Below are 20,999 nucleotides of genomic sequence, written 5' to 3'. Positions count from 1 at the left end.
CTACCTCGCCATCACGATGGCAAATGACGACAGCTGCGGGTTTTCCGTTGAAGAGGTCGTCAGCCAGGTGTACCAGCTGGTGGTTGGCAGGCAAATCGTCACCTGGTAGAGCGGCACCCAGCGCCCATAGCTCCCCTTCGGCGCCAGCTGCGTCAGCTGGTTCAGCGCCTGCGGCGGCGTACAGCCACCCGCCGATCCGCTCTGCCAGCGGCGATAGAGGTCAATGTCTTTTCGGGTCGACCCGATGCTGGTGATATCTTCAAAGTGCAGCTCTTCAACGACCAGCTGCAGTTTAGAAAGGTCAGCGTCAAGATCCATGTCCGTCAGCATGCGGGCGGCGAGCTTAGCTATCTGATCGACATCGCCCTGATTCAGTTTTTCCCGCGCGTCATACAGCTGGACACGTTCTCGCACTATTCCGGCGACGGAATAGGCAACGCGATCCAGCCGCCCCGTGGTCGCATTGCGGACCACAAGGTCGGTCAGGAAGAACATAAAGACAATCAGCAGCACCGAGATCACCGCAAACTCAACGGCGACGGAGCCGCGCCGGTTAGTACATAAAGCGAGAACGCTCATATTCCTGAACAAAAATCACCTCGCGAGTCAGTAAGTTGTTAGCCCAGAAGCCGGGGAAAGGGAAAAACATCGGATGGTACTGATAGGCCAGCTGATACCGCGCCAGGGGCCGTTGTGAAGCGCGGCCGCCGCCGCCGCTGTCGATCATCTCTTTGATTGTTTCGGCGTAGGAGATGGTGACCTTCACCGCGTCGGCCCGCGTTAGAAAGCCCCACAGCGCGCCACCCTGATCGGTTAGCCGACGCTGAAAGCGGCTTTGATAACCGCCGTCCAGGTCAGATGGCGCATTTTTCGCCTCTTTGGCCGCTTCGGAAACCGCCAGGTCGAGCACCGACGAGACATAGGCCAGCCGCGCGATTTCTGCGACGAACAGCACCATAATGATAAAGACGATCACGGTGATGGAAAATTCGACCGTCGCTACACCCCGCTGGTCGTTACCCAGCTGCCGTGCTGCACGCTTCATTTATGCCCCCCCTTCGCCCGTGGCGAAATCGCCGCCAGCGCGTCAATCAGCTCATCCGGTTTATTCGACAGGTTTTCGCTTTCGATAATATTTTTTGCGTAGCGACGGTCGCCAACCTTCACCAGCGACAGCACCAGATTGTGTAAGATTTGCGACTGCTTCTTGCCGCGCAAATACTGCGGCAGCAGCAGCCCGACGGCATCCTGATAGCGATAATCCAGCATCGCGATCATCGCCAGATTATTGATGGCGACGTCATCGGCGATAAACAGCTGGCGCGACTTATCAATCGCCTGCTGGCCTTCTGCCGCTTTACCGGACAGCGCAAGCGCGACGCCGCGTAAATTCCAGGCTTCGGCATTATTCCCATCCTGCTGCAGCATCTTGTCGGTGACCCTGATCGCCGGGCCGTAATCACCCAGCGCAATCATGTTTTGCGCCTGCAGGATAGAGACCCGAACATCGTTTTTCATATTCAGCGGCTGCAGATAATAAAGCGAAGATTTATAGTCGCCCGCCAGGTAGTAATAGCGTGAGAGTTTGATTCTCGAATCCGCAGTATCATTGTTCTTAAGCCAGCTACGGTACATCGTAATCAGCCCATTATAATTTTTGGCCTTGAGTAAAATATCTTCCTGATAATTGACTTCGGCTTCCGTCTTTGCCGGTCGGTTCGCACACCCTGCCAGCACGACAGAACAGAATGCCAGCAACACGATTTTTTTAGAACAACGCATTTTTTAATATCCTTAAAATACCTGGCGCAGCAATTAATATGGTAATGGGAAACATAATAAACAGAATTAACGGAACGCTCATTTTGGCAGAGAGCTTGCCGATTTTCTCTTCGGAATCGAGTAACTGTAATTCCCTGATATCTTTTGAGAGTTCCATAAGATTTTCATAAAGCGATGTGCCGTAATGCACGCTCTGCTGCAGCGTGGAACAGAACATACGCATCTCGGTCATATCCATCGAGCGGTACAATTCAAGCAGGCCCTCTTCAAGGCCGCTCATCTCGGCGCGCCGAATAAGATATTTCATCAGCGTGGCGAGGTTGTTATCCAACTCATCGGCGTGTTGCGCAATAAATTTAATTGCGCTCTCCACCGTCATACCGGACTGGACGCAAACGGCGATTAAATCGATGAAATAGGGCAACGCATCCATCATCAGCTTAACGCGCGTGGTAATCATCGGTTTTATCATGATGGCGGGCAGAACAATGACGACCACCAGGACAAGCAGCATGCACATCGCCAGCCCTTTCATCTCCATGGTGATAAAGCCCAAAAACCGGCAGAGCAGCAGCACGCCGCCGCATCCCAGCCAGATGCGGATCTTTAGATCAAGGCTGGTTTCAATTTTTTGCAGCAGGCGCAATACATTATTATTTTCGATGATCACCGTTTTATAGTCGAAAATACCGACGGCGCTGTTTTGCAATCCGCTCTCGTTAGCGCTGATGATCTTTCGTTTTTTGCTCCAGTAAAAATTACTGTGGAGAAAAAAGAGGCACATGCCGATGCCAAGGGAGAAAATACCCCAGAAGAAAAATTCCATTACGTCGCCTTTTTCAGCAGGATCCAGATAATAATCATGCCAATGGTTTCGCTTGCGATTACGTAATAAAGCACAAGCTGCCCGGTTGGATCGTGGACAATAAAGTTAAAGTTCTCCGGGCTGAAATATTTCATGCCGCAGAAGAACATTAAAGGGATCGCCGCGACGATCTTGGCCGACGTGCGCGCTTCCGAGGTCATTGCGGCTTTACGTCTGGCCATATTTTTACTGTTGATGATGATGCGCGATAAACGGCCGATAAGTACCCGTAGCTGCCCGCCGCGTTCCAGACTCACCAGCATCACGATCGCGAAGAAGTAAAATTCGCGATAAGGGTACTCTTGCCAGGCGTCCTTAAATACCCGCTCCGGCTCCTCGCCCAAATTGAGCCGACGATCGATGCGTTGAAACGTGCCGCCCAGGCTCCCGTCAACGTTTTCGCCGCAGCGATGCAGCGCCTGGTGAATACTGTTACCGGCGGACACCGCCGCGTTCACCACCGACAGGATCTCCGGAAAGCGGTTCTCAAAATCCCTGCGCAGCAGCGTGCGGCCAATGCGGAGCTGGGCGAAAAAGAGCCCCAAAAGCACTGCCGGAATAAAGACGCTCCACGCTATCTCCAGCCAGTTGAGGTTCAGAAAAAGCAGTACGGCAAACACCACGCCAGCCATAATGAGCCCCTTTGCCCCTTTGACGCTGCCATCGCCCAGCGCATGCCGCCGCCACTCGTCCCACAGTGATAACAACCCGGCGACAGGGGGATATGTCCGGTGCGTTATCGGTTCCTGACTTATCGTTAGCTTAATTTTTTTCCAGCGATACAGGTTAATAAGCAAAATCGCCACGCCGACGATCACTATCCAATAAGACATTTTCACTCCATATTGAATATTTGTTTTAGCTCTGACTCTAAATTAAACATGACGGCATTTTTCATCACCGCCGAGCGCACCAGCATGCCGTGGTTAATAAATTCGCCGGTGATCCTGCCGTTGGTATCGCGCTCGTTGTTGCTTTTAAATGAGAAAATATCCTGCAAAATCACCCGATCGCCCTCAATCCCCATCACTTCACTAATGTTCATGATTTTTCTCGAGCCATCGTTAAGCCTTGAGACCTGAATAATCAGGTTTATCGCGGAGACGATATTGCGACGGATTGATTCAATGGGAATATTCATGCCGGCCATCATGACCATATTCTCAAGACGCGATATGGCATCGCGCGGGCTGTTGGCATGCAGGGTAGACATAGAGCCATCATGACCGGTGTTCATTGCCTGCAGCATTTCAAAGCTCTCTTCGCCGCGGCACTCCCCGACGATAATCCGGTCGGGGCGCATCCTCAGGGAGTTGATTAACAGCGCGCGCATGGTCACAACGCCGGTATTTTCCACCCCGGCCAGCCGCGTCTCCATGCGCAGCACGTGCGGCTGCATCAGACGCAGCTCCGCCGCATCCTCCATGGTGATAATGCGTTCATCAGAGCCAATGTATTTAGACAGGGCATTCAGCAGCGTGGTTTTCCCTGAGCCGGTCCCCCCGGAGATGATAATGTTCATCCGGCAACGCGCGGCGATAATCAGGAAATTGGCCATCTGTCCGTTCATGGCGTCAAAGCGGATCAGATCCGCCAGTTCAATATTACTTTTGCCAAACTTACGAATGGAGATAGAGGTGCCGTCCAGGGCAATGGGCTGCATGGCGACATTGAGTCGACTGCCGTCCGGCAGTCGCGCATCCACCAGCGGCTGCGCGGCGTCGAGACGCCGCCCCACCCGCTGGACAAGCCGCTTGGCGATATCGGTCAACTGCGCGTTATTAATGAAACGACAGTCGGTTAGCTCGAGTTTTCCCCGGCGTTCTACGTAAATTTGCCCGGGACCGTTAACCAGGATATCGCTCACCGTCTCATCTTCCAGCAGCGGACGCAGCGGGCCAAACCCCATGATCTCATCGACCATCATTTCCGCAACGCTGTGCAGCCCCTGGCTATTGAGATAGATATCCTGTTGTTCCGTGACCCTTTCCAGCAGCCGGCTCATCTCCTGCAGCAATTGCCCACGATCGTTGACGAGATGCTCAATCTTATTGATCTCAATATTCTTCAGCACCCCTTCACGCAGTTTTTCCAGGGTTTCAATAGCAATATTCATTTATATTTCTCCTGTTCTCCCGGTTTTAAAGCGTAATTTGAAACTGCGGGTGTTCTCAGGCGCGCCCAGTACGCGTTGGGTTAACGTATCTATCGGCGTGACTTTCTGCTTTAGAGGGAACAAAGAGGCGCGAAGCTGGCTCTTTTGCCAGGGAAATACCACGTCGATTTTGCGATCGATAAGCGACTGCACATCCTTTACGCTAAGCATATCGCCGCTGACCGGCCTGCTGTCGCTGACGCAAACCAGCAACCGGCGCGGCACGCGCTGGGCACGATTAATGGATTCATTAATTTCAATCATCTGCCTGGCGACGCGAATGGAGGACATGGAACGGTCGAGGGTCAATATCAGACAGGAGGAGTGCTCAATAATCTGACGCAGCTGCTCCTTATCCGCGGAGTTCGCCGTTTCCTCATAGATGACGAAATTGTATTTTTCCGTGGTCTCATATTTTAGCTGCGGCAGGGAGCCGTCCTGAGGGCACATCAGGTCCAGATGCTTATTAACAGGCATCAGCTCTTGGTTCATCCGCTTATCAAACAGCAAATCCAGATCGTGCGAGCCGGATTTTCCCTGAATAAAGAGCGTGGGCATCTGGCGTAACTGAATAATTTTATTCACCAGATGATAGGCGATTGTTGTATTGCCCACCCCGCCCTTGCAGCCCAGTACGCTAATATTGACCGCGCGACGGCTCTTTTTAATCGGGTTGCCGGCGGCCACGACCTGAATAAACTCGTCTTCTTCTGCGTCAATATAAAAGTAATGGAGCCCATGGCGGGCATAGGCCTGCGCTAAGGTGATAGCGTCTTTATCACCCACCACGCAGCACCAGATGCCACGGGGCACCAGGGTTTTGATCGCCAGAATCATCTCCTGGGGATCAAGGCTATTGCCAACGTCAATAACAATGCCGCGGGCCTGTGCCGCGAGCGGCAGCGTCTTGATACCTTTTAGCGACTTTGAAATCGGTTCTACGTGGGTAAACCCCGCCAGCCGCAGCATCTGCCCTAGCTTCCCGATGACAGATTCACGCTCTGACAGGATGTAGAAGATTTGCTCGGTGCCGGTTGCTTTCTCATCTTTCTGCGGAAATAACAACATATTCATTTTCCTCAGAAAACATAGTCATTCAGGTTGATGATGGACGAGTTCCGGGCGTTATTCAGCGCACAGCCCTGCGTTTCGTTGTCGCGGAAGCGGTAGTTTTGCGCGGCATAATCGCACTCGGGCATGCGCATCACGATTTGACGGATCCAGACCTCAATGCCCGTCACGGCGTTGCTTTTGTAGCCCCCGCTTTTCGGCGTTAATAGCACCCGCTCAGGCGCAATACCTTTGCCAATTAAGGCTGAGCGCAAAAGTCTGGCGGTCTCGGAGAAGGTGTCGTCAGCCCATACCAGACGAATGGTGCCGCTGAAGTTATCGCCAGCCTGGTTAATAATCTGGTTGACCATGATTTCCAGCGCTACCGGCCCGGTGTTTTTCAACGTCATCTGTTTCTCATCGACCTTGGGTAATCCCCATGTTTCAGCCTGTGAGCAGGGTGTAAGCAATAACATCGTCAGCAGGATCCATACTCGGCCTTTCATTTAATAAACCCTCCCTTTTCAATAAACTCCTCAGCCATTTTGCGATCGCGGCTGTTCAAAATACCGTCAAGTTTAAAGAAACGCGCCCAGGTTGAGGTGCGCTGAAAATCGGGTAATACGACGCGATTCTGGCCAATAGGTTTTACAAGGTTCACCGTGGCGACGACCATCAGCTCGCTGCGGGTGCGCGACGTGGAGGCGTTGCGAAAGAGCGCGCCAAGGATGGGCACGTCGCCGATAAAAGGAACGCGGGCCAGCGCTTCCCGTTCGTTGTTGCTGATCAGCCCGCCGAGCAGAAAACTTTCGCCATCCGCCAGCTCAACCGTTGTGCGCGCTCGCCGCGTTTGCAGCGCCGGGAAGCTATCGCCCCCTTTCGTGCTGTAGGTGCTGTCAATATTGCTGACCTCTTCACCGAGGGTGATGCGGATACGTTTGCTGTTGCTGACCCTGGCGCCCACATTGAGCTTGATGCCGAACTCTTTGTACTGGACGTTAGTACCGTTGTTTGCCGACGTTGTAACGAGGGGAACTTCTCCGCCGACCAGGAACTCGGCCGTCTCGCCGGAGAGTACCGACAGGTTAGGCTCGGCCAGCACGCGGGCGACCGAATCATTGCTGATGGCGTGCACCAGGCTGGTCAGCGTATCCGCGTCGAACTTCACAAAACGAAACGTCCCGGGCGTCGCGCCCGCCGAACTCCAGTCAATCCCGACGTTGTCGGTAAATTCTTTCGTGACCTCGACAACCGACAGCTTCACATTCACCTGGTTTGTGCTTGGGATCTCCAGCTTATTAATCACGCCGATGTAACGTACTTCATCAAGCCAGCTGCTTTCGCTTTCGCTATTGTTGTTGTCTCCGGTAGTGGCGACCTCTTTTTTCGACACTTCACGCTGCGCGCCGACGCCTTCACCCACAATCTGGTAAATTCTGTCGCGGCCCTCTTCCGTGGCGACCGTGCCGCTAATGACATAGCTTTTACCCAGCTTGTCAATTTTCACGACGCTGTCCGGGGCGATTTGTGAAATCTTTTTCTGTATTTCACTGAGTAAGGCATCGACCACTAAGGTACTTTTTGTTATCTCATCGCCGTTTTTATCAAAGATAATAAGATCGGCGCGCCCCTGCGATTTGGCGTAAACCATGACGCTGCGATCGCCAATAATCTCGTAATCCGCCACTTCCGGCGACGAGATAAAAACAGTATCTATATTATCCTGAACCTGAATAACCTGTGAGTCACCCGGTTCCATATACACATCACGCGCGTGTGCATAAGATGTAGTGAGAAATAATAGAAAAACACTGCATGCCATCACAGCTACTCTGTACGCACGCTGCGACATCCTTGTAAGATGTATCACTTACCACCTCGTAATTCTTTGATTGCCCGGAACTGAGGCAATACTTCATCCATTTCAATTTTCTTATTGCTCTGACTACCTTCGGCAGGAAAGAGAATAATTTCCCCGGCTTTTTCTACGACTCTGAGTTCGGCAAGCTGTTGCTGATTCATGCGTAAAACAAGTTTCCCTACCGGTGTATCAGGATCCGTTGTGTAACCTTTTTCTTCTTTCTTTTCCCGCTGCACGTCGAGAATAGTCAAGCCCCCCAGCACGGGTGAGAGCGCATATTTCTTTAACGCCTTACTTGAGTTTTGTTGCCCCTCTTCAACATAATTCACTTCACTTTTTTTCCCTTTTTCGACTTCGGCCACCCGGATAAAAAGAGACACCTTATCGCCAACATTTAGTGATGATAAAAGATACTCCTCCCGGGGCTTCACCATATAGCCATACGGCAGCTCATTCCCTCGTAGACTGTGCATGGCAAATGTCTTACTGGTGGGCGACTCAATTAGCGAAGGGATGATAGCACTTCCCTTAGCGATATTGTTACGAACCAAATAACCATTGAGATTCATTGAGGATAAAGAAGATAAATCACGACCATCATTCCCTTCCTTAGGAGCCTCTACAGTCCTTATTATATAGTCCTTAGCCTCCAGCACGTCGAAAGGTCTCAGTTCCCGGGTAGCCTCAGCGATGGTGATAATCTTCTTATCGGTTGAGATTACGTTCACCATCGGCGTGGTTGATGGAGCCTGGTTACGCTGGATAAAAATGCCGATTATCCCGACAGCAATAACAGTAATTGAGAGAAAAAAAAGCGTTCTGTGATTCATAACGGCCTCAGATCAGCGGTGTGTAGATAAAAATGTAAGCGCAGGAAATTGCCACGCCATAAGGGATACCACGTGTTTTGGTTGTTTTGCGAAAAAAAATCAGACCGATAATGCCAATAGCACCATCGATAAATGCAGTGAGTAAAAGGAAGTCAACGAGCTGCAGCCAGGAGAGGGATAATGACAATACGGCAATCATCTTGACATCGCCCCCGCCAATAATATTGCAGACGAACAGGGGGAAGAAAACCGCAATGACTGCCAGCGCCGCGACAAGATGAGGAAATTGCCATTTTACGGCCAGCAGAGCGACGATCAGGCACAACAGTACCATCAGGCTCTTATTTGAAATGATTCTGAACCGCGAATCTTGCCAGGATATAAATACTAACAGGCCGGCGATTATTAAAAAAATCGTCCAGCCTAACCATTCCATCAGCGATTCCACAAGCAATCTCCGGTTTGCCCGTACTCATTACAGCAAGCAACCTTGCAGCAATGAGTACGGGTATACAAATTTTAAGATTTAGAGATTGTGACGCTCTGAATTGCCTCAGCAATCTTATCAAAGGTATCTTTCAGGGCACCCAGGAAGCCAGAGTTCTGATCGCCAAGAATATATGCTAACAGCGTCGCCATCGCTACGCCAATCAGGGCGTATTCGATCGCCGTTACACCTTTTTGGTCATGGGCGAATTGCTCAAGGCGCAGCTGGGCTTTAACGTAGCATTTAGTAATAAAATTATTCATTAGTAGTTTTCCCGTAGTAATTGTTTTCGTTGTTAACGCAAGGTTGTTTGTTCACACCAGTAAACACCGCTTACTCTAATGATTCGGGTCTCAGGAGTCCTGAACATATTCGTATTATTTTTCAAATTAATTTACTATAAAATAAATAAGAAAACGGCAACGGCTAAGGTAGAGAGCCAACACACGGCCATCACTGCCATAATAGTAATCAAGATGTTCCAGTGTCTGGAATTCATCCACGCTGGCACCGCCGTTTTATGGCTGACGCTTTGGGGGGTTTCCTGAGGAATAACGGCCACTGGATATGTGGGGGGTGGATAATTATCCGGCTGTTCTGTTAGTTCATCTGGCTGGGGTTGTGGCGGGGTGCTCTCGGAGAGATCCTGGACGATCTCAACCTTCCCCATATATTTGACGCCGCGTCTTGGTAACGTTTTAATCACCGAACTGGAAATTCCGACCAAATCCAACGTCTTTCTTAATGAGTAAATCTGCCCATAGTAACTGCTGTCACTTACCGAACCTCTCTGCTCATGCCAGACCTGATTTATAATATTTTGTTTGTCGGTCTCTCCCTTTAACAGCAGCGTCAAAAAACGATAACTGTTTTCTGAAAGGTTGATAACTACCCCAGAATCATCAGAGATACATCTTCTTTCGGGGAAAAATTTCACCCCGTTATCCAGAATGAAAATTATTGAGTCGCTATCATAATTATAGCAATTTTCGTCCATTTGCTGTAACGCCTCCTTCGTAATTAACGTTAGGACCCATCCTAAAATAGTTAGTAAAACATAATTTGTTGCATTTAATAAGTATCATTAATACACATACCCCGTCAAGAGTCTCATTATTTCTCATAAATAACTAATGAGATAATTTAAGATTCCCAGGAAATGCACGCTCTGAGCAGAGCTTGCATAACCGAAGGTTATAACTTAAAGCTTCTGACTCCACTAAATTAATCGTAATTTAAATAAGGATTAAAGATGTCGTTTGATAATCCACAATTGACAACAGTGATACCACACGTAAAAAAAATGCCACCCGGAGGTGGCATAAATAGCTGTAGAGGGGGTGGTACTATCCGGAACCACAGGGTCTGCAGTATTTCGCTCCGTTTTTATTTGTAGCCATATTACCCCCTCGCCCTCCCGATGGACAGATTACAACCCTTTATTATTTTCATTAGTTTTTATGCGCAGAACGAAGAATAACAGTGTACCACGACTGTTAATGATTCATGTCATAATAACGGACGGCGGCATATCCCCGTCGGTACACCGTTCTTCTTTCCCTCATCAGCGCCTGTAAATTCAATTTTCTATTTATGGTTCATATGCTAAAAAAGAGCCTCTCATCCTGACTCAATGAGAGTATTGATAGAGAGTAAGGAGTATTTATGTTTTCTTACGTAATGCTGGGTACTAACGATCTGCAGCGAGCCATCAGGTTCTACGACCCGTTGATGGAATTGCTTGGGCATCCAAAGGCGGGTCGAAATGAAGAAGGCGCATCCTGGGGGACGTTCAGCGATAACCATACCACCGGGTTGTGTGTTGGCAGGCCTTTTGACAGGCAGCGTGCCGGTGTAGGAAATGGCACGATGGTGGCGCTGAATGCCCGCTCGTTTGAACACATCCAGCAGTTGCACGCCCTTGCGCTCAGCCTGGGCGGCACGGATGAAGGCGCGCCGGGGCACAGGCCGCAGTACGGACAGGAATTTTATAGCGCTTACGTACGCGATCCGGACGGGAATAAGCTCGCGTTTGTCTATTACGATTTCGGCAGCTGAGGCAGGCATTTCCCGCCACGTCAATGAGGGAGCCTTCCAGGCTCCCATCAGGATCACACTTTTCACCCTTCGCTATTCACTTACAAAAACCAGGTGTTATTATTCACCTCGTAAATACCTTTCAACTCAACCCGAGGCTTTGATGCTGGAGAATGTCATCATCTGATAATCAGTCCCCCGACCTTTCTCAGGCCGGACTGATTATCAATGCGCCGAAATCGAATGCGGACACCGCAGTGTGTTTGCACGTTTTGCACATGATGATTACACAGGTTTTCCAGTATGAATTTATCCCGTCAGGAACAGCGTACCTTACACGTTCTCGCTAAAGGTGGCCGTATCGTGCACGTCCGCGATGCCTCTGGCCGCGTGACTGCCGTTGAATGCTACAGCCGCGAAGGGCTGCTGCTCACCGACTGCACCCTCGCCGTCTTCAAAAAACTCAAAACCAAAAAGCTGATCAAATCCGTCAACGGTCAGCCCTACCGCATCAATACTACCGGGCTGAATAACGTTCGCGCCCAGCCTGATAATCGTTAAGGAGAAGATAATGGATATTCGCACCCTTATTTTTGCCACCGGCGGCATACAACTGTTACCGGATGAAGACAAAATCCCCTGGAACGAACCCGCTTTCAGCCAGCGGATGCTGGACAACCATCTGTCCCAGGAGCACGACTGGGCCAGCCGCAGGCTGACCGTGATTGAACAGCAGGTGGGCTGGATCGCCCACCAGTTACCGGCAGACGCACGCATTCTGGATCTCGGCTGTGGACCGGGCTTTTATACCCGCCTGCTGGCGGAGCGCGGATATCGCTGCACGGGCGTGGATTTCTCGCCTGCCTCTATTGAGTGGGCCCGCCAGCAGGCTGCAACCGCTGGCCTGCACATTGATTACATTCAGCAGGATGTCCGCACTTACTGCCCGGCCACGCCGTTCGATTTCATCATGATGACGTTCGGCGAACTGAACGTTTTCAGTGCCACCGATGCCCAGGCTCTTATTAACCGCTGCGCGCAGTGGCTGACGCCTGGGGGAAGGCTGCTGATTGAAGTGCATACGTTCGATGAAATCAGGCGTCAGGGCATGGCCCCCGCAAGCTGGCAACGCTGCCCGCAAGGGCTGTTCCTTGCGACGCCTCACCTGCTGCTCACGGAAAACGGTTGGGATGAAGCAACCCAAACCAGCTCAACACGCTTCTGGGCGATAGAAGAGAACGGCCACACGACCCGCTTCGGCAGCCAGATGACCGCCTGGCATGATGACGAGTATGCCAGCCTGCTTAGCAATGCCGGCCTCACCCTACTGCCGCAGCCGGGCAGTAGCGAATGGCCGGTCAGCGAGACGTTTGAGGGCAAGCTTTTCGTTCTGCTGGCTGAAAAATCACTCTCCTCAAAAAGCCCACTGAGTACGTCATTAAAAGGAGACATTAACTAATGGATATCCCACGCATTTTTACTATTAGTGAAAGCGAACACCGTATTCATAACCCGTTCACGCCGGAGAAGTATGCCACGCTGGGCCGCGTGCTGCGCATGAAGCCGGGCGCCCATATTCTCGATCTCGGCAGCGGTTCGGGGGAGATGCTTTGCACCTGGGCGCGCGACCACGGCATTACCGGCACCGGCATCGACATGAGCCCCCTCTTCACCGCGCAGGCCAGGCGGCGGGCAGAGGAGCTTGGCGTCAACGACCAGGTTCATTTCATTCATAACGACGCCGCCGGATACGTGGCAGAAGAAAAATGCGATGTAGCCGCCTGCGTCGGCGCGACCTGGATTGCGGGAGGCGTCGCCGGAACGATGGCTCTGCTGGCAAAAAGCCTTAAACCCGGCGGTATGATGCTCATCGGCGAACCGTACTGGCGCCAGGTTCCGGCAACGGAGGAGATAGCCCAGGCCTGCGGCGTCTCATCCGTGGCAGATTTCCTCACCCTCCCCGACCTTGTCGCCTCTTTTGACGACCGGGGCTATGACCTGTTGGAGATGGTTTTAGCCGATCAGGAAGGCTGGGACCGGTATGAGGCCGCAAAATGGATGACCTTGCGCCGCTGGCTGGAGGAGAACCCCGACGATGACTTTGCGCAGGAGGTGCGGGCGGAGCTGACGGCTGCGCCCAAACGCCATGTCACTTACGCGCGGGAATACTTTGGCTGGGGAGTGTTTGTGTTGATGGGGCGGTGAATGGGGACGGGGGTATAGCAGGGAGGGCTGTGCCTCCGTTGAGGAGTATTAGGCAGGCGAATGCGGTACACTCGATGGCATTCATAGGGGCGATCCTCATCAGGCGGATGCGCTCACAGACACAGCATGCAACTAAGGAACAGATGATGCCGGTTCACCATGCAATCTGGCGGGTTGGGGAAAATCCTCAGCCGCTGGCCATCAGCAAATTGTCCAGCGAGCAGCTGCTGGAGAAGATGATCTTAAATGATCCTACTATCCTTTCTGACCAGTGGATGATCATCGGTCATCAGGAAAACACGCTAGATAAAGGGCGGATCGATCTGCTGGCTATCGCGCCGGATGCTTCGCTGATCCTCATTGAACTAAAACGCGACCGTACGCCGCGTGAAGTGGTAGCGCAGGCGCTGGACTACGCCTCGTGGGTAGATGATTTAACCGCCGATCGCCTGTCTCAGATTTATGAAAAATTCTCCAACGGCGGAAACCTGGGCGAGGCATTCAGACAACGCTTTAATATCGAGCTGGAAGAGGAGTCCCTCAACCAGTCGCATCAGATTATTATCGTGGCGGCAGAACTGGATCCCTCCACCGAGCGGATTGTGGACTATCTGAGCAAGAATGGCATTTCAATAAACGTATTGTTCTTTAAGGTGTTCCAGCACGGTGAAGAGCAGTTCTTAAGCCGCGCCTGGCTTCTCGACCCGAGCGAGACGCAGACCAATGCCGCACAGGCTACAGCCGGAACAAGCGCCAGTGCGAAGGAGCCCTGGAACGGCGAGTTTTATGTCTCGTTCGGCGACCCGCGCAGCCGCAACTGGGAAGAGGCAAGGCGTTATGGGTTTATCAGTGCCGGAGGCGGAAGCTGGTACAGCCAGACCTTAAAGTTGCTGCAGCCTGGCGACAGGGTATGGGTAAAAATCCCGGCCACTGGATACGTCGGCGTCGGGATTGTTCAGAGCGCCGTTGAACCTGCCAACAGCTTCACGATCAACACGGACGACGGTGAAAAGCTGGCGATGGACGTACTTAAGCACGGCGATCTGTATCGCCAGAATGCAGACGATCCGGAGAAGTCAGAGTATTTCGTCCCGGTAAAATGGCTGGAAACCCGTGCCGAACACGAAGCGGTAAACGAGGTGGGTTTCTTCGGTAATCAAAATACGGTCTGCAAGCCAACGGCTGCGAAATGGCGATATACGGTGGATAAACTGAAGCGTTATTTTGGGGATTGGGATAGAGGGCAGTAAAACTGAATTATTGGACATTTAGCGTAAGTTTTACGGCTAACAGCAGACAATGAGACATATTGTCATTGCTTTATACGGACCTGAGTGACCATATTCTTTGTTGAATCAGGCAACGGGCCATCAGGCCGGCTGCCTGTATAGGAGAATGAACACAGTTCAATTACACTCGCCCGCTCAGCCTGCTTTCGGTAGTGTCTGCATCGCTCCCGGAACCATGCTTTCTGTTCATCATTCATGTTGCCGGTGACGGCGTCAATGTCTACTTTCAAAACTGCGCGCCAGAAAATCAAAGGTTTTTTGTACGTGTAAATCCTGTCGGTTCATTAGCATATCCCTCCAGTTATCATTAATGTTCAAGGTGATATGCTTTCTGGGTTCGGTATCAGACTGGAAAAGATTATTTTTTGAGTAGGAAGTGCGTTGGTGGGAGGCGTGTGTTGGGGAGATGGAGTTTGTCACCCCGGAGGAAGATTAATACAAGAAAGTAAAGCGAATGTGTGGTTAAGTTTACGAAGCCTTTTGTTGTAATGGTCGCATCTGTCGTTTTTTTAAAAAGGGTGGTAGGTGATTTTGGCTTGCAAGGATCAGATAGTTTTCAATTGGTGCGAAGGCCGGACTCGAATTTCTTACCTAATAGACTGATATCAATGATGTTTATAAACAGTAATAAATAGTTATACCCGCACTTGTACCCACAGGTTAAAATCCGTACAAAAAATAGACACTACGAGTGGGTATAAAGCCATACCAGTAGAACACCGATATGGCTATCAAAGCAAGATTCAGGCAGGCAGGAACGTTTTCTTCAGAGGTACCAAAAGTTTGGTCTCAATATCCACTTGCTCATAGTTCTCAATAAGCGCACGGACGAGATCATCAAGCGTCCAGAGCGTTAGTGGTATCGTCGAACGGTCGGCTTCATATCGAGCATCTTTCGTAAAACCCCCTGTACTGACATAAAGCCCGCGATCGTCTTTATGGCGACCGCCGATAAAGCTGCGGATCTGTTGGCTTCCCATTTGCTCCCTGCGATGTTTTACCTCAACGATAATACGTGGATTTTCAAAACCGAATCCATCAGGTGAAGCAATGATATCTTTACCCCGATCGGCTCCCGCAGGCGAGACCTGCGTTTTATAGCCCATACTGCGTAAAACTCCGGCAACTGTAGTGGTTTAATGAATTTGGCCACCTGAATAGAGGTGATATCATCGCCTCATAGTCAAAAACAGGTGACATTATGACCGGACGTAACAGACGCAATTTTAGCCCTGAGTTTCGCCTTGAAGCTGCCCAGCTGGTACTCGACCAGCATTACACCGTTGCCGCTGCTGCCACTGCAATGAATGTCGGCAAATCCACGATGGATAAGTGGGTCCGCCAGTTGAAAGAAGAACGAGCGGGAAAATCACCCATAGCTTCACCCATGACACCTGAGCAGATTGAAATACGCGAGTTAAAGAAAAGGCTTCAACGTGTTGAAATGGAAAGAGATATATTAAAAAAGGCTACCGCGCTCTTGATGTCAGACTCCCTGAACAGTTCTCATTAGTTGAGAAACTCAGGGCGCGGTTTCCCGTTGCCGTTGTGTGCAATGTGTTTGGAGTTCATCGCAGCAGCTATAAATACTGGCGGCAACCAAAGAAGCCTGATGCCACACGCGTGGCATTACTCAGTCTTGTTCGTGAAAGTAATGGTTCCGCAGGCGCACGTAATATTGCCGCGATGGTCACAACCAAAGGCATAAAACTGAGTCGCTGGCGGGCAACAAAGCTGATGAAAGAACTTAATCTCATCAGTTGTCAGCAGCCTGGCCATCGATATAAGAAGGCGTCCAGGGAACACGTGGAGATCCCCAATTATCTTGAGCGCCAGTTTGCAGTAACAGAGCCTAATCAGGTCTGGTGTGGCGATGTGACTTATATCTGGACGGGTAAACGCTGGGCTTATTTAGCCGTTGTGCTTGATCTGTTTTCCCGTAAACCGGTTGGCTGGGCGATGTCATTTTTCCCGGATTCAGCACTGACAACGAAAGCGCTGTCCATGGCCTGGGAAGCGCGAGGAAAGCCCGATAATTTACTGTATCATTCGGATCAGGGTAGCCACTATACCAGCAGAAATTTCAGACAGTTACTGTGGAGATATCAGATAAAGCAAAGCCTGAGTCGCCGGGGAAATTGCTGGGATAACAGCCCGATGGAACGTTTTTTCAGAAGCCTGAAAACGGAATGGGTGCCTGTTAATGGATACGCTAATTTTAGCGAGGCCAGTGCAGCGATAACGAACTACATCACGGGATATTACAGCCAGCTCAGACCCCATCAATATAATGGTGGCTTGACGCCGAATGAATCAGAACGATTGTTCTGGAAAAACTCTAAAGCCGTGGCCAGTTTTTGTTGACCACTACATGGTACTATCTAACCTTCTTAAGTGCTGAGCAATTGTAGTCCTATAGCTACAAAATACTGCAGTAAGTAACCACCAAGTAGCATCCCTAAAGCGATATTACCTGGTAGTGTCTCGGCAGTTAACCTAGAAACGATAATTGAGAATTACAACTGACGTTGTTCCAGGCTAGAATATATCGTTTTAATTTCGCTTTTTAAACTTTCGCCACGGTATACCATCGACGTATCGTATCGTTGATATCTCTCATCGCGCGTAGCGCTAAACCAGTTAAAGGAACCGACGCAGAGCAGCCCCTCATCACCAATCACAATCTTACTGTGAACACGATTAACCAGCTTCGTCGTGACGCCCATTTCATTCAACCTTTCCACTGCTTCATTTAGGCGCTGATGTTTTTCTTTGCGCTTTTCAAAATCTGCATGCTCTGTATTAAACGTTTTATCCGTTACTACAGTGATATCAATACCACGGGTGCGCGCCTGAGACATCGATGCCAGAAAACCTGTTTGTTCCAGCTTTTGCCAGGTGAGCCATGGAGAAACGATAGTAATGCTCTGGTTAATGGCGTCAAAAGTCTGATTCAGAAACGCATCATGTTGCTCCACCCCGTGTAGGGTTGAAATCTGCGTTTGTGAGGTACTTAAATCCTGACGCTCCTGAAACTCAAACTGCAATGCATTATCAGTGGAAGCAAACAGGTATTTCGCCAGCAATCCCCGAGGTGACAATCCGGGTTGGATCTCAAACAGATCCATATCACCAAAGACCAGGAAGCTGTCTTTAGCTCGTGAAACGGCGACGTTCAGCATGCTACTGTCGCTGTCAATAAAACTGCCATCTTCATGCTTCGAATATACAGGAGAGAAAAGCACAATCGCCCTTTCCGCCCCCTGCAATAAATGGACAGTACCGACTGTCAGCGAATTTTCATCGCCACTACAATTAATATCCAGCTGACGTAATGACGATTTAATGGTACTGACTTGTGCCGAAAATGGGGTAACAACCCCCACTACTTTATGTAGAGGTTCGCCATAATGGTGCTCGATGTCCTCTTTGTGCGCCGCAAGCCACGCAGCTATCGTCTCAGCTTCAAAGGCGTTATAACGGCTTCCCCCATTGGCCTGCATACCTTTACCATCAATATGCAAATATCCCATTGCTGGAAATATTGTCTCTTTTTCTTCCCCTCGTTTGGGCTGCAACTTACCGTGATAGCAGAGGGTGTTACAGTAGCCAATAATGTTATCGAAGCAACGACGGTGTTCATAAAGGTACATCCCTCTCGCCAGATCCGGATCGTACTGGTAGCGGGAATTAAACTGTGCAACCTTCATAACGCTGCCAGATGCAGCACTTTTTCCAGAGTCACACACCAGGGCATAAGCTTCAGTAAGTTCTTCCTGCGTACCTCCCGGAAGAATGTTCTCCTCAACCATATTGCCGATATCAATACCGGGCAAGCTATTCCAGATAGGCGCAATCTGTTCTGTGTCACCAATCACCAGGGCTTTCTTCGCCAGTGCAAAAGAAGCTGCCGCAACCTCAGGCAACACCTGCCCCGCTTCATCGACAATCAGCAAATCGGCAAAGTTATATAAATAGCCATCATCAAACTTCTTGCCGCCAACATGCTCCCTGATGAGCATATGGTGAGGAAGCATAAAGCAGGTCATCACGACACAAGGGGTTAGTTTCATTCTACGCAGCCAGCGCGCTTTAATGGCCTTCGCCCCTTTAAGACCTTTTTCTTTTTGAAGGTTATCGATAGCAGCCATATCCATCAGCCACCGGCCTTCCCAGTAATGCGTCGCCAGCAGAAACGCCGGGAAACGGAGCTGTGTATCTGCAAGCTCATCGGCTTCATGCAGACTCAACTCTGTTTCGCCCGGATTTCCCAGTGAGTGAGTAATATCGTGCCAGCGTATAGCTGCTTCGCTTTCACGTCGGGAAATGTCCTCAGCAAGATCAATTTGCTGTTGATACCCAGCCTGCTCTTTATGAGCTTGTTCAATCAATCCATCGATAAAGGCGTCAATTCCATCAGGCTGAGATCCCTGGAATGCTGTCATTCTTTCGCCAAACGTAGCCTCCAAAAACAGCTTCATTTTATAGTGACGCTTAGTACGCACGGCAGGAAGCCAGGAGAAGAGAGCGTACATGATCGACTCACCGGCTCGATATTGCTCCCACTGTTTTTTGCCTTGCGTTAATAGCGAGATTTCATTTGTGCTATTGAGCAGTAACGTTCTCTTATCCTGAATATACTGTTCGAGATCGTCACTGATGGCATGCCGCTCCTGACGAATTGCGTTGAGGTCATCCCACGCAGGCTCGATTTGCTCAAGCTCTGCAGAGATTTCAACCAAACGCTGATGCAAGAGATCCACAACCTGTTCAGGTGAATGACATTCCTTACTCGGAAAAGCTGCCCTTGCCTTTTCAAGGAAGAAGCACCGGGCATCTTCAACATATTCAAGGGATTCAACACGGTTAAAAAAATCTTCCGTCTGGTATTTTTTTACCGCCTCGGCTTTTCGGCTTGAAGAAGGGAAGTGAGCACCAAAGCTTTTTACATCAGGTAACCAACGCCCGGCCATAGGCCCAGTGCCGGTAGCAAAATCTTTTCCGAAGGCCTCAATAATATTGGTAACGGCCTGATTGTTGGTTGATGTCGCAATCACCACTGGCGGTTCAGTTTTGTTTACAGCCGCTCTCACCCACTCCGTAGCAATGATGGAGAGTACTAGAGTAGTTTTTCCTGTTCCCGGAGGACCGTTCACGGCAAGAATATCGCCCGGCTGTTGAGTGAGATAATGGCTAAGGGCATCGCGCTGCGCCACAGCCAGCGGAAATTTATCACCGGAATGCCCCAGACGCTCACTGAACATGGCATTACTGGCAAGGAGCTGCTCAACAGGAAACTTATCTTTCGAGGCAAAGCGCGCCAGCAATGGCACCTCTTTTTTGCACGACAGCAGATGATCGTACATAGGCAGGATATGGAGGCTGGCCCCTCCAGGCTGGTTGGCTTTAATAATGTAGCCATATCCAGCTGGTTCATATTGCTCAGGTGATGCGAGCCATCTGCCAGCAACATTTTTTAAAAGTTCATCAGTGTCTTTAAGGTACTTTTGCCACAACTGCTGATAACGAGCATATCGTTCCGTTCGTTTTTCGTCAGTCTCCTCATGCAGCTCATCTTCATTACCGGGACTAAAAGTGATCGAATCATGCGTGGTTTTGTATTTGTCATATTCCGCCATTTCACCAATAGAAAAGGTACCTTTAGGGAGAGGTTCGAGCAGGTCACGGGGAATGGTGGCAGGAGATTTGGGGAACAAAAAGCCTTCACGGTTCAACAGTGCGGAAGTCACCAGAGGCGTAATTATACCTGGTGCGCCTGCCGTACGTTCCTTGCCATGCTTTAACAGGCGGATCCAAACTTGTGGCCGTAGTAGTACCTCAACGGTCTTAACCTGCTCGTCTTCGCCCTCGAAGAACGATTGCACGATATCTTCACCCAACCTTCCCTGTTCAACGTTCATCCATTGCGTGAATGAATCTTCTTCTTTGCGCTCAAATGCCCCTTTTCCAGACTCGGTATCAGCTAAGGTATTACGCCAGTATGAAGTGAATCCTTGAGTATTGCTGTCCATTCCCCGTCCCGTGACTTAAATAAAACTATTGATTTCGTTGATATAAAACCCTCATGGTTAAACATTGTCCACGATGCGAGTACGATCGCAAGGATTTGTTTGTGTTGGGAAATTTTAGTGCATTATGGAAACTGTTGATGGCGATTGGCATCAGCCATTTGCAAGTCAGAATGATATCCTAGATAGCATGACCGCTTACCTTTAAGCGTTTCCTCACAATAAACGAACGCACTGTACCAATATCGTTAAAGCCTAGTGTAGAATCTGAACCAGTCGTGATTAACATATTGATTATGAGTAATATTAGGCAATATTTGATACCCAGCTACTGGCAGGGAACGTTAAAATGCAATTGTCATGTGGTGAGCCCCACATGCAGTTAAAGCAGCCGAGTGGTATCAACGAG

The 20,999-nt window shown here is 50.1% G+C and carries 20 protein-coding genes and 2 pseudogenes; 6 read left to right on the top strand and 16 right to left on the bottom strand.

All coding sequences use genetic code 11. From position 1 onward, the window contains the following. From tadF to ENTHG_RS15650, 13 genes are all read right to left on the bottom strand, one after another. Complete coding sequence (gene tadF, locus ENTHG_RS15710; protein WP_081653638.1) at window positions 1-579, bottom strand: tight adherence pilus pseudopilin TadF; 579 nt, start codon at window positions 577-579, stop codon at window positions 1-3. Continuing rightward, window positions 554-1,045 (bottom strand): TadE/TadG family type IV pilus assembly protein, encoded by a 492-nt coding sequence (locus ENTHG_RS15705; RefSeq protein ID WP_044181625.1) that lies wholly within the window; start codon window positions 1,043-1,045, stop codon window positions 554-556. Before ENTHG_RS15705 ends, tadF begins: the two co-directional genes overlap by 26 nt. Then, window positions 1,042-1,782 carry a tetratricopeptide repeat protein gene (locus ENTHG_RS15700; protein ID WP_044181623.1) on the bottom strand — a complete coding sequence of 247 codons (741 nt, stop codon included), beginning with the start codon at window positions 1,780-1,782 and terminating at the stop codon, window positions 1,042-1,044. Before ENTHG_RS15700 ends, ENTHG_RS15705 begins: the two co-directional genes overlap by 4 nt. Beyond that, a complete protein-coding gene (locus tag ENTHG_RS15695) occupies window positions 1,769-2,608 on the bottom strand; it encodes a type II secretion system F family protein (RefSeq protein ID WP_044181620.1) in 840 nt (279 codons plus the stop codon). The genes ENTHG_RS15700 and ENTHG_RS15695 overlap by 14 nt, the downstream gene beginning before the upstream one ends. Then, window positions 2,608-3,480: a type II secretion system F family protein gene (locus tag ENTHG_RS15690; protein WP_044181617.1), complete on the bottom strand. Its 873-nt coding sequence runs from the start codon at window positions 3,478-3,480 to the stop codon at window positions 2,608-2,610. Before ENTHG_RS15690 ends, ENTHG_RS15695 begins: the two co-directional genes overlap by 1 nt. Window positions 3,481-3,482: 2 nt before the next feature. Beyond that, window positions 3,483-4,763 (bottom strand): TadA family conjugal transfer-associated ATPase, encoded by a 1,281-nt coding sequence (locus ENTHG_RS15685; protein WP_044181614.1) that lies wholly within the window; start codon window positions 4,761-4,763, stop codon window positions 3,483-3,485. Next, window positions 4,764-5,870, bottom strand: coding sequence for a CpaE/TadZ family protein (locus tag ENTHG_RS15680; protein ID WP_044181612.1), 1,107 nt, complete (start codon window positions 5,868-5,870; stop codon window positions 4,764-4,766). Window positions 5,871-5,881: 11 nt separating this feature from the next. Next, window positions 5,882-6,358, bottom strand: coding sequence for a hypothetical protein (locus ENTHG_RS15675; RefSeq protein ID WP_044181610.1), 477 nt, complete (start codon window positions 6,356-6,358; stop codon window positions 5,882-5,884). After that, window positions 6,355-7,674, bottom strand: a complete 1,320-nt coding sequence (locus ENTHG_RS15670) for a type II and III secretion system protein family protein (RefSeq protein WP_275404611.1) — start codon at window positions 7,672-7,674, stop codon at window positions 6,355-6,357. The genes ENTHG_RS15675 and ENTHG_RS15670 overlap by 4 nt, the downstream gene beginning before the upstream one ends. Before the next feature lie 44 nt (window positions 7,675-7,718). Beyond that, the gene (locus tag ENTHG_RS15665; protein WP_044181604.1) at window positions 7,719-8,543 is read right to left on the bottom strand and encodes a hypothetical protein; all 825 of its coding nucleotides are present in this window, start codon (window positions 8,541-8,543) and stop codon (window positions 7,719-7,721) included. A gap of 7 nt (window positions 8,544-8,550) precedes the next feature. Next, window positions 8,551-8,979, bottom strand: coding sequence for an A24 family peptidase (locus ENTHG_RS15660; RefSeq protein ID WP_044182509.1), 429 nt, complete (start codon window positions 8,977-8,979; stop codon window positions 8,551-8,553). A gap of 83 nt (window positions 8,980-9,062) precedes the next feature. Continuing rightward, a complete protein-coding gene (locus ENTHG_RS15655) occupies window positions 9,063-9,293 on the bottom strand; it encodes a Flp family type IVb pilin (RefSeq protein WP_044181601.1) in 231 nt (76 codons plus the stop codon). A gap of 134 nt (window positions 9,294-9,427) precedes the next feature. Then, window positions 9,428-10,027, bottom strand: a complete 600-nt coding sequence (locus ENTHG_RS15650) for a transcriptional regulator (RefSeq protein WP_044181598.1) — start codon at window positions 10,025-10,027, stop codon at window positions 9,428-9,430. A 668-nt stretch (window positions 10,028-10,695) separates the two neighbouring features. Between ENTHG_RS15650 and ENTHG_RS15645 the strand changes: the two genes are divergently transcribed. From ENTHG_RS15645 to ENTHG_RS15625, 5 genes are all read left to right on the top strand, one after another. Further along, window positions 10,696-11,088 (top strand): VOC family protein, encoded by a 393-nt coding sequence (locus tag ENTHG_RS15645; protein ID WP_044181595.1) that lies wholly within the window; start codon window positions 10,696-10,698, stop codon window positions 11,086-11,088. A gap of 282 nt (window positions 11,089-11,370) precedes the next feature. Next, window positions 11,371-11,628, top strand: a complete 258-nt coding sequence (locus tag ENTHG_RS15640; RefSeq protein ID WP_044181592.1) for a YjhX family toxin — start codon at window positions 11,371-11,373, stop codon at window positions 11,626-11,628. A gap of 10 nt (window positions 11,629-11,638) precedes the next feature. Continuing rightward, window positions 11,639-12,526, top strand: a complete 888-nt coding sequence (locus ENTHG_RS15635; protein WP_044181589.1) for a class I SAM-dependent methyltransferase — start codon at window positions 11,639-11,641, stop codon at window positions 12,524-12,526. After that, window positions 12,526-13,272 (top strand): SAM-dependent methyltransferase, encoded by a 747-nt coding sequence (locus ENTHG_RS15630; RefSeq protein ID WP_044181586.1) that lies wholly within the window; start codon window positions 12,526-12,528, stop codon window positions 13,270-13,272. Before ENTHG_RS15635 ends, ENTHG_RS15630 begins: the two co-directional genes overlap by 1 nt. A 146-nt stretch (window positions 13,273-13,418) precedes the next feature. After that, window positions 13,419-14,522: a DUF8606 domain-containing protein gene (locus tag ENTHG_RS15625; protein WP_044181583.1), complete on the top strand. Its 1,104-nt coding sequence runs from the start codon at window positions 13,419-13,421 to the stop codon at window positions 14,520-14,522. A 179-nt stretch (window positions 14,523-14,701) separates the two neighbouring features. Here the strand turns inward: ENTHG_RS15625 and ENTHG_RS26085 are convergent. After that, window positions 14,702-14,846: pseudogene (locus ENTHG_RS26085) on the bottom strand (cell surface composition regulator GlgS); the annotation flags it as partial. A 458-nt stretch (window positions 14,847-15,304) separates the two neighbouring features. Then, window positions 15,305-15,688: pseudogene (locus tag ENTHG_RS15620) on the bottom strand (restriction endonuclease); the annotation flags it as partial. Between the two features lie 74 nt (window positions 15,689-15,762). Here ENTHG_RS15620 and ENTHG_RS15610 point away from each other — a divergent pair. Continuing rightward, a protein-coding gene (locus tag ENTHG_RS15610) for an IS3 family transposase (protein WP_106403288.1) occupies window positions 15,763-16,925 on the top strand; the annotation gives its coding sequence in 2 pieces (ribosomal slippage) (window positions 15,763-16,021 and window positions 16,021-16,925; 1,164 coding nt in all). A gap of 152 nt (window positions 16,926-17,077) precedes the next feature. Here the strand turns inward: ENTHG_RS15610 and ENTHG_RS24370 are convergent. Continuing rightward, on the bottom strand, window positions 17,078-20,593 hold the full coding sequence (locus ENTHG_RS24370) for an AAA domain-containing protein (protein WP_071825886.1): 3,516 nt from the start codon (window positions 20,591-20,593) through the stop codon (window positions 17,078-17,080). Window positions 20,594-20,999 lie beyond the last annotated feature (406 nt).

Source organism: Phytobacter massiliensis JC163 (assembly GCF_000321045.1).
GTDB lineage: Bacteria > Pseudomonadota > Gammaproteobacteria > Enterobacterales > Enterobacteriaceae > Phytobacter_A > Phytobacter_A massiliensis.
The sequence above is the reverse complement of the archived record's forward strand: the minus strand, read 5'-3'. Positions and strand labels throughout refer to the sequence as shown.

Coding starts and splice junctions, on each gene's coding strand:
- ENTHG_RS15680 (WP_044181612.1), bottom strand. CDS start 5,870: ATGTTGTTATTTCCGCAGAAAGATGAGAAAGCAACCGGCACCGAGCAA.
- ENTHG_RS15665 (WP_044181604.1), bottom strand. CDS start 8,543: ATGAATCACAGAACGCTTTTTTTTCTCTCAATTACTGTTATTGCTGTC.
- ENTHG_RS15660 (WP_044182509.1), bottom strand. CDS start 8,979: ATGGAATGGTTAGGCTGGACGATTTTTTTAATAATCGCCGGCCTGTTA.
- ENTHG_RS15700 (WP_044181623.1), bottom strand. CDS start 1,782: ATGCGTTGTTCTAAAAAAATCGTGTTGCTGGCATTCTGTTCTGTCGTG.
- ENTHG_RS15685 (WP_044181614.1), bottom strand. CDS start 4,763: ATGAATATTGCTATTGAAACCCTGGAAAAACTGCGTGAAGGGGTGCTG.
- ENTHG_RS15655 (WP_044181601.1), bottom strand. CDS start 9,293: ATGAATAATTTTATTACTAAATGCTACGTTAAAGCCCAGCTGCGCCTT.
- tadF (WP_081653638.1), bottom strand. CDS start 579: ATGAGCGTTCTCGCTTTATGTACTAACCGGCGCGGCTCCGTCGCCGTT.
- ENTHG_RS15645 (WP_044181595.1), top strand. CDS start 10,696: ATGTTTTCTTACGTAATGCTGGGTACTAACGATCTGCAGCGAGCCATC.
- ENTHG_RS15630 (WP_044181586.1), top strand. CDS start 12,526: ATGGATATCCCACGCATTTTTACTATTAGTGAAAGCGAACACCGTATT.
- ENTHG_RS15705 (WP_044181625.1), bottom strand. CDS start 1,045: ATGAAGCGTGCAGCACGGCAGCTGGGTAACGACCAGCGGGGTGTAGCG.
- ENTHG_RS15640 (WP_044181592.1), top strand. CDS start 11,371: ATGAATTTATCCCGTCAGGAACAGCGTACCTTACACGTTCTCGCTAAA.
- ENTHG_RS15625 (WP_044181583.1), top strand. CDS start 13,419: ATGCCGGTTCACCATGCAATCTGGCGGGTTGGGGAAAATCCTCAGCCG.
- ENTHG_RS15650 (WP_044181598.1), bottom strand. CDS start 10,027: ATGGACGAAAATTGCTATAATTATGATAGCGACTCAATAATTTTCATT.
- ENTHG_RS15675 (WP_044181610.1), bottom strand. CDS start 6,358: ATGAAAGGCCGAGTATGGATCCTGCTGACGATGTTATTGCTTACACCC.
- ENTHG_RS15695 (WP_044181620.1), bottom strand. CDS start 2,608: ATGGAATTTTTCTTCTGGGGTATTTTCTCCCTTGGCATCGGCATGTGC.
- ENTHG_RS15690 (WP_044181617.1), bottom strand. CDS start 3,480: ATGTCTTATTGGATAGTGATCGTCGGCGTGGCGATTTTGCTTATTAAC.
- ENTHG_RS15635 (WP_044181589.1), top strand. CDS start 11,639: ATGGATATTCGCACCCTTATTTTTGCCACCGGCGGCATACAACTGTTA.
- ENTHG_RS24370 (WP_071825886.1), bottom strand. CDS start 20,593: ATGGACAGCAATACTCAAGGATTCACTTCATACTGGCGTAATACCTTA.
- ENTHG_RS15670 (WP_275404611.1), bottom strand. CDS start 7,674: ATGGCATGCAGTGTTTTTCTATTATTTCTCACTACATCTTATGCACAC.